Origin of the sequence: Chitinophaga sp., assembly GCF_036569125.1 — a bacterium.
In the GTDB taxonomy this organism is placed as follows: domain Bacteria; phylum Bacteroidota; class Bacteroidia; order Chitinophagales; family Chitinophagaceae; genus Chitinophaga.
Genome location: NZ_DATCRF010000086.1, coordinates 1 through 10,648 on the forward strand (window position 1 = coordinate 1; position 10,648 = coordinate 10,648).

Genomic DNA, 10,648 nt, shown 5'->3' on the forward strand with positions numbered 1-10,648 from the left:
CAGCCCGCTGATCACAGCTATCAAGCAAAAGCGCAAGCAACAGGACCGGATGAAGAAAGATTTTACCCCTACCCTGCTGGATTTTGGGGCCTTAAAGATATTGCTGGCGCGGCATTTTGGGTTTTGCTACGGGGTGGAGAACGCCATTGAAATAGCTTTTAAAACCATCGAGGAAAATCCCGGCAGGCGCATTTTTTTGCTGAGTGAAATGATCCATAACCCCCATGTAAACAGCGACCTGCTGGAAAAAGGGGTACAGTTCATTATGGACACCAGCGGTAAGCAGCTGGTGCCCTGGGAAGCTTTGCAACCGGATGATATTGTGATCATCCCTGCTTTTGGCACTACCCTGGAAATAGAGGCCAAGCTTACAAGCCTGGGCATTTCCCCCGTACAATACAATACCACCTGCCCCTTTGTGGAAAGGGTTTGGAATAAGGCAGAGCAGATCGGTGAAAAGAACTACACTGTAATTGTACATGGTAAGCCGGGCCACGAAGAAACCCGGGCCACCTTTTCCCACAGCCTGCATAATACGCCTACTGTTGTGGTGAATGATATGGCTGAAGCCAAAATACTGGGCGAGTTCATGACCGGGCAACGGCCGGCCTCCGAATTTGCCGGTTTGTTCAAAGGCCAGTATTCCCCCGGTTTTAACGTGGAAACAGACCTGCAACGGGTGGGCGTGGTGAACCAAACCACCATGCTGGCTACCGAAACCCAGGCCATTGCCGACTATATAAAAGGCGTGATCATGGAGCAGTACCAGCTTACCGAGGCTACTGCCGGCGAACGGTTTGCCGATACCCGCGATACCCTTTGCTATGCTACCAACGATAACCAGAGCGCGGTGAACGGCATGTTAGCTACCCACGCGGACCTGGCCATTGTGGTGGGTGGCTATAACAGCTCCAATACCTCGCACCTGGTAGAGCTGTGCGAGGAAAAGATGCCTACTTACTTTATCTCCTCTGAAGAAAAGATCTTATCTGAAAAAGAGATCCTGCACTGGGATTTTCACCATAAGCAGGAGCTACACAGCCTGCACTTTTTACCGGAACAAACACCGGCCACCATTATGCTTACCAGCGGGGCCTCCTGCCCGGATGCGCTGGTAGAAGGCGTGATCCGGAAGCTGCTGACGTTTTATGGTTTGGAACATAAGGCCGATGAAATGTGCTAATGTGCAGATATGCAGATGTGCAGATGTGTTAATATGCTGATGTGCCAATGTGCTGGTATATGTTGAGGATTGATATTGGCACATTAGCAAATTAAAAAAGACACCCGAGGGTGCCTTTTTTCTTTGGGGCTACTCAATGCTAGTAATGCAGAGAAAAAAAGAGTTTATATTATGCGATATATTATCGAAGTATGATCGTATTCTTTAAACAAATGTACCAGTTCCATATAGCCTCTGCAACGTGTAATTATTATCCGGCAGATAATAGTAAATAAGTGGCGTGAATTAGGGAAAATCTGGAAGCCCCTAAAACTGCATGGCCCTCTTCAGGAACTCTGCTTTCCGGCGCCGCGATACCTCTACCTGCGTTCCATCCGTCATAAGGGCAAAGCCGCCTTCCCCCTGTATATAGGACTGCATTTGCTGCAGGTTAATCAGGTGCGAGTTATGTACCCGGAAAAAGTCCACGTCCGATAACAGCTCCTCAAACTCCTTTAAGGGACGGGATACCAGCAGGTTTTTCTTATCTGTAAAAAAGATCTTGGTATAGTTACCGGTGGATTCACAACGTACAATGTTCTGCACCGGCATAAACACCAGGCCATTAATGGTAGGCAGGGCTATTTTACGGTGGGTCTGGTGCAGGGTTTTCATGTTCTGCAGGAACACTTCTAACGGGGAAGAGGTGGGGGTGGCGCTGCGGTTGCTTTTCCTGTCCCTGCATTTCTGCACCGCATCCTGCAGCTCCTGTACGCTGAAGGGTTTTAACAGGTAATCCAGGGCATTGAACTTGATAGCTTTTAAGGCATATTGCTCAAATGCGGTGGTGAAGATCACATCGAACCACAGCTTTTCAAATAGCTTTAACAGCTCAAATCCGTTTTGGTGGGGCATTTCCACATCCAGGAACACCAGGTCCGGCTGCAGCTCATCTATCAGGCCCTTGGCTTCCCGTACGCTGTTTACGCCTCCCAGCACGGTTACTTCCGGGCATTTTTTCTGTAACATGGTTTGTAATGCATCTATACAGTGCTGCTCATCGTCCACAATGATCGCCTTTATTTCGCTCATGCTTATAGGTTTGTAGGTTTTGTAGTTTCAACTAAAAAATATGCTCCACCGGCAGCGTTATTGCTACTTGTGTACCGGCGGGTGTACCATCTTCTGATTCCAGGTCGGTGATAGTGACGTTTGTATCCCTGCTGTTATTGATCTTGCGGATCAGGTCTATACGGCCTTCCGTTACCTGCATGCCCATTGAGCGATGCGTTTCCCCTTTTTTGGCTTTTATTTCCAGCGCTCTTTTACGGCCAATCCCGTTATCTGTAACGGTGCAAATGAGCGTACGGCCGCTGCGCATGGTGATGCTGATGTCCAGCATACCCTTTCCTGATTTATGCACTAACCCGTGCCAGATGGCATTTTCCACATAGGGTTGTATGATCATGGGGGGCAACATTACTTCATCATCGTTAATATCATCTGCTACGTTAATGTGGTATTCAAATACGCCGTTGCAGCGCAGGCGCTCCAGGTCCATGTACAGGCGCAGGGACTCTACTTCCTTGTTCAGGGAAATAAAAGTGTGCTGGGTATTGTCCAGGATCATGCGCATTAGCTTGGAGAACTTGGTGAGGTAGTCTGATGCTTCCTCCTGGCTGTTACTCCATATAAAACGGTGAATGGAGCTTAAGGAGTTAAAGATAAAGTGCGGGTTCATTTGCGCGCGCAGGGAGCGCAGCTCCAGCTGCAAGGTGTGCTTATTGGCCTCCAGGTTACGGTGGCGGATATAGAAAAAGGCGCCTACGGCCAGCATCAGTAAAAAACCGGCGGTAGAGAACATGTACACTATGTTACGTTTGGTACGCAGCTCGCTGAGCTGTTTATCGTGCTCCAGGGCTTTGATCTGGATATCTTTACGGTCCACTTCATAAATGGCGCGGGTTTGAGCCAATGCCATGGCGGCGTTTTCATCCAGGATGCTATCCTTATATAACAGCGACCTGTCCGTAAATTCCAGGGAGCGTTCAAAATCACCGCTGGCCTTATAATCTGCGGCCAGGGCCTTATACACCTCCAGCAGCATGGATTTAAAGCGCCAGTACAGGCTAAGGTCCAGGGACTGCTGCATGTATTTACGGGCTTCTTCATGCTTGCCCTGCTGGCTTAGCAGCTTGCCTATGTTCAGGTAACTTTCTGCTATATGGATCTTATCCTCTACCTTATCATTCACGGCCAGGGCCTTTTGCAGGGCATCCATGGCATGAACGTAATCCTTTTTTTCCTGGTAGGCATTGCCCAGGGAGTTATAGCATATAGCCATGCCCGTATTGTTCTTCAGCTTCTGGTTTACAGCCAGGGAACGTTTGTAGAACTCAATGGCCAGGTCTATTTTGCCCAGGCCCTGGTAGGCATATCCAATGTTGCCCAGGTTAATGGCCTCGCCCAGCTCATTTTTGTTCTTTTCTTCCAGCTCCAGGGCTTTGGTAAAGTGGCCGATGGCGTCTGTATATTTTTCGGTAGAGAGCTCTATGTTGCCAATGCTGTTAATAGCTACGCAAATACTGCGTACGTCATTAGCCCTTTCTGCGGCCTGCAGGGCCCTGAAGTGGTAGTCAAATGCTTTCTGCAGCTGGTCCATACGCCGGTTATCCACGCCTGCATTGTTAAGGGATATGCTGATAAGGCGGTCGTCCTTTGTTTCTTCTGCGTACTTAATAGCTTTTTCGTGATAGTCGTTAGCGAGGATGTATTCCGAGCGGTTCCTTTTGGCGGTGCCTACTTCATTATATACATTGGCCAGGCCCCGCGGGTAGCGGATGCTTTGTCCAAGGGTAATGGCTTCCTGAAAAAAAGCATTTTCTTCTTTCCTGCCGTCGAAATAACGGGCCATTGCTTTGCCCTTTGCAATATACCAATTCACTTTGCCGGAGTCATTTGGCAAGGCTTTGGCGGAATCAAGCGTACGATTTACCAGCAATGAGTCTTGCCCCCGTAAACGCCCATTTGCCCATAAGGTCAAAATCAATAAAATACAGGCACCTTTGCTGAACATGGATCAGTAGGGATAGAACTTACACAATTTAAGTAATTAATCACTAATTAAGACAGTATAATTAATACTGTAGCGCATTTGCACCTTTTGTCCCCAGTTTTCGATCGTCACCGGCATTCAATGCGGCCTGTTTACGTGGTTGATAAAAAAGCGAAAGGGCGAAAGAATTCGCCCCTTCTTCCTATTAACCGAATACACCTACTGAAAACATGAAATAAGACTGAAAAACAATCCTATTCCACATTAAGTTTTAATAATAATAACAGCCGTCCTGGCAACCTGTCCGGCCGTTAATTTTATATAGATAAAAATTTCTATTATCGGTTAATAGCAGAGGTCTTTTGGATACAGTTAGGCTAAAATCTTCCAAAACACATTATAGTCATCGTTATACTGCACCTATCCCGGCCCTGCTTAATATTTATCATACCAAACACGTGCACACAACATTTTATTGCGCGCCCAAAAAATCAAGCATGGCTTTTACACATGGATAAGGTGGAAAATTATGTACGGCAGGAGATTCTAAGGATGTGGTAAATTATTGGAGTGATCCGCAGGTCAACGGATTCAAAACAAATTTATAAAACCTTTCTTTAAAATGGAAAAATATTTACACTACCGGTATAAATATTTATGATTCAAGGGGTATTATGAGCTCAGGATGATTGCACCATCATGGCATCCTCTACCCATTGCAGGGCTAACTGCAGCTGCTCTTCCATACTTAATTGGCTGTTATCCAATATAATAGCATCTGCTGCTTTACGCAGCGGGCTTATTTCCCGGTTAGAGTCTATATAATCCCGCAGCTCCAGGTTTTCTTTTACTTCCTGGAGGGTGATGCTTTTATTTTTTGCATACAGCTCTTTAAAACGGCGTTCTACCCGTATAGCGGTATCTGCTGTCATGAAGATCTTCAGCTCTGCTTTGGGGAATACCGTAGTGCCGATATCCCGGCCATCCATTACGATCCCCTTCTTCTCTCCCATTTGCTGCTGCTGTGCTACGGCAAACTCCCGCACTTCTTTTACGGCGGCTACCTCGCTCACTTTTTCAGCTACCAGCATATCGCGGATCAGGTGCTCTACATTCTCGCCATTGAGGTAAATGGAGGCCTGCCCTTCATTGGTTTCATCGTATTCAAACTCCAGGTGAATGTTTTGCAGGGCTTCTTTTACAGCGGCAGGATCTGACCAGCTTACCTGGTTTTGTATGAAGTAGAAGGTGATAGCCCGGTACATAGCTCCGCTGTCAATGTATACGTAATCCAGCTGCCTGGCCAGCTGTTTGGCCAGTGTGCTTTTTCCACAGGAGGAGTAACCGTCTATCGTTATAATGATCTTCTTCAAAACCGGGTGTTTGTACAAAAGTAAGAAAAAAGCGGAAAGCCAAAAGCGCAAAGCAGAAAGGATAAAGCATAAAGCAAAAAGCCCAATGCGGTGGACGGGTTGTGAGATGTGAAAGCAGACAGGTGAAAGGGTAAAGCAAAAAGCTTAATGCAGTGGATGGTTGTAAAGTGTGGAAAGCAGAAAGGAAAAAGCAGAAAGCCTAATGCCGGGGATGATTGTTGGATAAATGAAGGCGGAAAGGATAAAAAAGATGGAAGGGCGGATGCTGATGGCGATTGCAAGATGGTGAGCTGAAAGTGTAGTAAATGCAAAAAGCTGAAAGCTAACGCAGCGGTGCACACTGCTTTATGCTTTCAGCTTTTTGCTTTATGCTCCTACTGTTGTCCCAGCACCACTACCTTCGTGCGGTAAGCTACTGCCTGGGTATCCTTATGGTACAGCACCAGGTAGTACAGGCCGGCGGGCAGCTCTTTCACCAGTATATCGCTTTCATTTTGTACATCGTACTGGCGCAGGATCTGGCCCCAGTTGTTGATCAGCTGCATGTTCAGCGCCTGGCGGATGCCGCGGATGCGTACTTTAAACTGACCCAGGTTCGGGTTGGGATACACATCTATCTGGATCAGCGGCGGTACGGCCCTGATCACGGAGTACACCACCTGGCCATTACGTCCTATCACTTTTATGCGGTAATAGGTCCAGCCATCATAGCTGTTGTTATTATCCTGGAAAGTGTAATCCAAACGTTTATTGCTATAACCGCCGGGGGCCTTGGTGGGCACCCTGCCAATGGTGGTAAAGGCGGTATCGCTCTCAAAGCGGCGCTCTATTTCAAATACGTAGTTGTTTACCTCCTGGCTGGTAGACCATTCCAGGTGCACCTTATCCCAGGCTAAACGCCAGGCCTGAAAATCGATGATGGTAGCGGGCGGGCGCAGGGCGGTGAACAGTACGGTTTTGGAAAAGTATTCGTTGGTAAGCAGGCCGTCGTTAAAGCTGCGCAGGTGCATGGTGGCGCCGCTCATAGGTACGGTAGTAAGCGTACCCGCCTGTGGCTGATATGGCAGAGCGCTGAGCTTATCCCAGGCGCTTGCATTATAATGATTAATGTAGCTGCTATCCCGGTACGTAGCGTAAATGGGCATTTCCATGCTATTCATGTGCTGCAGGATCACATCTGTAGGTGCGCTGCCGGTTTGCAGGTGGCCTATATTCCAGGTTTTGGTAATAAAGGTATCCTGCAGGGCAGTACCGCCACTGGCAGCAGTATAAATGCTGTCGAACACGCGCACCTTAAACATATCTGCCGTGCCCTGGTATGCCAGCGCTGCGGGCGCATAGTTATTGGCATCTGTACCTACGGGGAACACTACCCTGCCTGAAGTGCCCATCAAACCTTCGCGGTAAAGAAAGCCGCCTACTGAGCCGGTGCCGGTTACCACAAAACGCTGATCGCTGTAACCGGTAATGGTGCCCGGCGACTGATGCCCCACCACCAGGTTCCAGCCGTTCAGGAAAATGTGACCATTGCTGAAGCTTAGTGTGCGGCGTACTTTCAGATCGCTCAGATCATCCAGCAGCAAACCGGAAGGGTTGTTAAGCTCCAGGTTAGGGAAGCTGGTACCGGCGCCGCTGGCTACATTGTAGTTGCCAAACACGGTTTGCTGGCCCATATTACCGTACAGGATATTATTGGAGGAAAAACGGAAGATACCACCGGTACCGTTATTGCCGCCTGTTTCATCAGGCAGCGTGGCGGCGTTACCGTTAGTCCACTTTTTACCCAGGAAGTATAATAAGGAATTAGGATTGGAGCCCAGGGTCCCCTCCTGCTGCATATTGCCGAAAACTGCTACAGGAGCGTTACTGCCGCCAAACATCCAGACCTGGCCACCGGGAGGAATGTAGGTTCCCTGCTGGGCGGCGGCGGTATATGTTTGAAAGATCCACCAGAGTAATATGCAAACAGATCGCTTCAAGTTCGCTATTGTATTATTGTTATATCAAAGATCCTGTTAGTTGTACTGAGGGTGGTTCCTGTCCCGGTATTATTAATGACTACGGTGATCGTATTTGCAGCACTTGCGCGTACAGACCTTATAGTAATACCACCGAAAGTACCACCGGAAAAATCAAACCGGGGATTAAGTATAATGGAAGCATTTGCTGTTACGTTCGTAACCGTAAAAGTATAGGTAGCTGTACCGTTTGCAATAGTAGTTGGATTTATGGTGCCTGTGGTTTTAATAACATTGTTTAACACCGTACCGCTTGGCCCCAGCTTGAAATCACCTGCTACATCTAAATTTGCAGCAGGATTAGTTGTTCCAATCCCCAGCTCCTTGCTCGTATTATCCCAATGCAGGTTTGCATCATCCTGTTTCACTTCTGTGCTTGCATCAGAAGTTTTACCTGCGAAAATAAGTCCCCCATCTGTGAAGATATTATCACCGTGGGTAGTTACTACCTTATACCAGGGATTAGCCGGCGGTCCCGCATTAGCTACCAGGGGCGCTGTGTTACCCTGCCATTCCCTTAAAGCCAATGTATTTTTATCAAAGTATAGCTGGGTAGTATAAGCAGCATTTTGAAATGCCAATACACTCCATGCAAATGCTGAAGTTCCTAAGGGTCCCTGGCTAACAGTACCAGCTGCCGGGGCGCTGGGCGGGCCTGCCCAGATCTTCATCCTGTAGTTAGCATCCGGTGCATCTGCATTCCGGATATCTGTTGATGCAAGCGTGCCATAAGAAGCGCCGCCGGTAATATCCGGGGCGGGCAGCCACAGGCTCCTGGTTGGATTCCACTTCAGCACGTCGCCGGTACCTGGTACAGAATCCAGCACATTGCGGTTCTGTACTCTATTGGCGTTCCAGATATTGCTGTTATTATTTGCAGTTAAGGTGCCTGCAGCAATACCCAGTGTTGTAGTATTAATGGCCATATTGGAAATGTCGCCATTTGCATCGCGGCCTAACAGGTTGGCAGCTGTACCGGCGCTGCCGGTGAGGCGCATATCGCCCTGCACTTCCAGCTTACGCACCGGTACGGCATTGGTGCCTATGCCTACTTTGCCACTCTGCAAACGCATCATTTCTGTAAAAGTGGTGGTTCCGTAATAATAGCTTTTGAACAGGATAGGCTCGTCCCCATCATCGCCAATAATAAACTCAAAACCGCCATTGTTGGCAGTGCCGGTGGCGCCCATCTCAAAATAATCCGTACCGGCTGATGCGCCTTTGATGCGGAAGTTACCATCTGTAGTGGTCCACATCTTGGGTTTATAGAAACTAACGGCAGGGGGTACTTCAAACTGCAAAGCTGATCGTACCCACGTTACCTTTTCATCATTATCTGTGTAGTCCGGGTACGTTTCCACTAAACCTAAGGTCTGGCGGCGGCCAAACTCCAGGTAAGGCTGGCTGTTGGAGCGCAGGCTCATCTTTTTATCGTCTGTGGTACCCAGGAAGTTGAGGGTCTGATCTATCCCGGTATTACCGGTGATCAGCCAGTTATTGGCCCCCGCGTTGGTGGTTACAATAACATCTCCATTGTTATTAATGGATAATACCTTGCTGTTATAGGCCTGCACAGTGGCAGTGCCCAGATCTTTTAAACGTAAGCCGGAGGTGCCGGTAGCCGCTGTGGTGCCTGCTACTTCCAGCTTATTGTTAGGGGTGTTGGTGCCAACGCCCAGGCGGCTGTTGGCTATATCCCAGAAAAAGTTTGTGCTGTTCTGCGCTACATTGGCTCCATTCATAAACAGCACTGAACCGCTGGCCAGTGAAGGAAGCCCTAAAGTGCCGCCAATACTGCCATTGCCATTAATGGAAAAGCTGGCCGTTTGTGTACCGGCGCTCAGGTTCTGTATGTAGTCATTCAATCCTACACCGCTGCCCAGCTTTTGCCAAATACCGTTTGCGCGTACCCGTAATGATTTGTCTGGTGTAAAGTAAATGATGGTTCCATCCAATGCGGTATTCAAAGGCGCTGAAAGCGTATCGGAGATACGTGTTAATAATAAGCCCTGTTTGGTACTTTCCAGCTCCAGCAATGCAGACTTCTGTATCACGGTGGGGGTGGTACCCAGCTTAAGCTGTTGCGCCTGCAAAGCAGTGCTGATGCAGGTACACAGGGCGGCCAATATAGATAGACGGATAGGTAGAACTATTTTCATCACAAACTCGCTTGCGTATGGTTAGGGAAGGCTACTTCATAAAAACGGGTTAACAGGAGCGGCTACACGCCACTCCTGTTAACAAACCGTATTTATTATTTTTTAATGATGTACCAGTTGGTACCGTCAGTTTGCAGTGTTACGTAAGTCCAGGCGTTGTAAATGGTGTAGTTGGCACCACCTTCGATCTGTGCACCGGTAGGCGTAATCGTTACCGTGTTGTCGATGTTATCTACACCGGAAGTTATTTTCTTAATGGTGTAGATACGGCCTTTCATACCGGTAGGGTTAGGCAGGGTAACGGTTACCGCTGCTGCAGGATTTACCAGTACGGTGTTATCTGTAGCTGTTACAGTGTAGTTAGTAGTAACGGTGGTGATAGACATAGATACAGAACCTTCTACCTGGAAGGTAGAGTTAGGCTTTGTAACGCCACCTACCATTACTGAGTCGCGGTATTCTTTTGCACCGGCAAATGCCTGGTTACCGGTGGTTACAGCACCACGGGCAGTTACAGCAGCATCCGGAACATTCAGTGTAATAACGTTCGCTACGCTGGTGCTGTCAAAAGCGATATCAGTACCGGCAGTACCTGTTTTCAGGGAAATGCTGGGGCCTGTCTGGCTGTTCAGCCTCTGGATGGCGCCGTTGAAAGCAGCATCGTTCAGTGTTTTCTTTAATACCAGGCCGCTCGCAGTACGGATCAGCACATCATTTTCAGCAGCAGCAGCATTGGTAAGCGCGTTGGTGATAGTAAGCGCACCGCCTAAAGTAGTAGCACCGCCTAAGCCGGTAGTGCCGGTTACGTTTAAGTTGGCGCCTGCCACTAAATTATCCTGGAAGGTTTTTACACCGGCAAAGGTCTGCGCAGCTACTGATAC

The 10,648-nt window shown here is 48.4% G+C and carries 7 protein-coding genes; 1 reads left to right on the top strand and 6 read right to left on the bottom strand.

All coding sequences use genetic code 11. The features are described from left to right. A partial coding sequence (locus VIM87_RS03110) for a 4-hydroxy-3-methylbut-2-enyl diphosphate reductase (RefSeq protein WP_331995551.1) occupies positions 1 to 1,183 on the top strand: 1,183 nt, incomplete at its 5' end. Between the two features lie 306 nt (positions 1,184 to 1,489). Here VIM87_RS03110 and VIM87_RS03115 read toward each other — a convergent pair. The 6 genes from VIM87_RS03115 to VIM87_RS03140 all read right to left on the bottom strand — a co-directional run. Further along, positions 1,490 to 2,254 (bottom strand): LytTR family DNA-binding domain-containing protein, encoded by a 765-nt coding sequence (locus VIM87_RS03115; protein WP_331995552.1) that lies wholly within the window; start codon positions 2,252 to 2,254, stop codon positions 1,490 to 1,492. Between the two features lie 31 nt (positions 2,255 to 2,285). Beyond that, positions 2,286 to 4,106, bottom strand: a complete 1,821-nt coding sequence (locus VIM87_RS03120) for a tetratricopeptide repeat-containing sensor histidine kinase (protein WP_331995553.1) — start codon at positions 4,104 to 4,106, stop codon at positions 2,286 to 2,288. A gap of 791 nt (positions 4,107 to 4,897) precedes the next feature. Further along, entirely contained in the window at positions 4,898 to 5,590 is a 693-nt protein-coding gene (cmk, locus tag VIM87_RS03125; RefSeq protein WP_331995554.1) for a (d)CMP kinase, read from the bottom strand. Positions 5,591 to 5,964: 374 nt separating this feature from the next. Next, positions 5,965 to 7,569, bottom strand: a complete 1,605-nt coding sequence (locus VIM87_RS03130) for a T9SS type A sorting domain-containing protein (protein ID WP_331995555.1) — start codon at positions 7,567 to 7,569, stop codon at positions 5,965 to 5,967. 5 nt (positions 7,570 to 7,574) lie between these two features. Beyond that, positions 7,575 to 9,767, bottom strand: coding sequence for a hypothetical protein (locus tag VIM87_RS03135; protein ID WP_331995556.1), 2,193 nt, complete (start codon positions 9,765 to 9,767; stop codon positions 7,575 to 7,577). A 95-nt stretch (positions 9,768 to 9,862) separates the two neighbouring features. Then, positions 9,863 to 10,648 (bottom strand): hypothetical protein (locus VIM87_RS03140; RefSeq protein WP_331995557.1); only part of this gene is annotated, 786 nt, incomplete at its 5' end.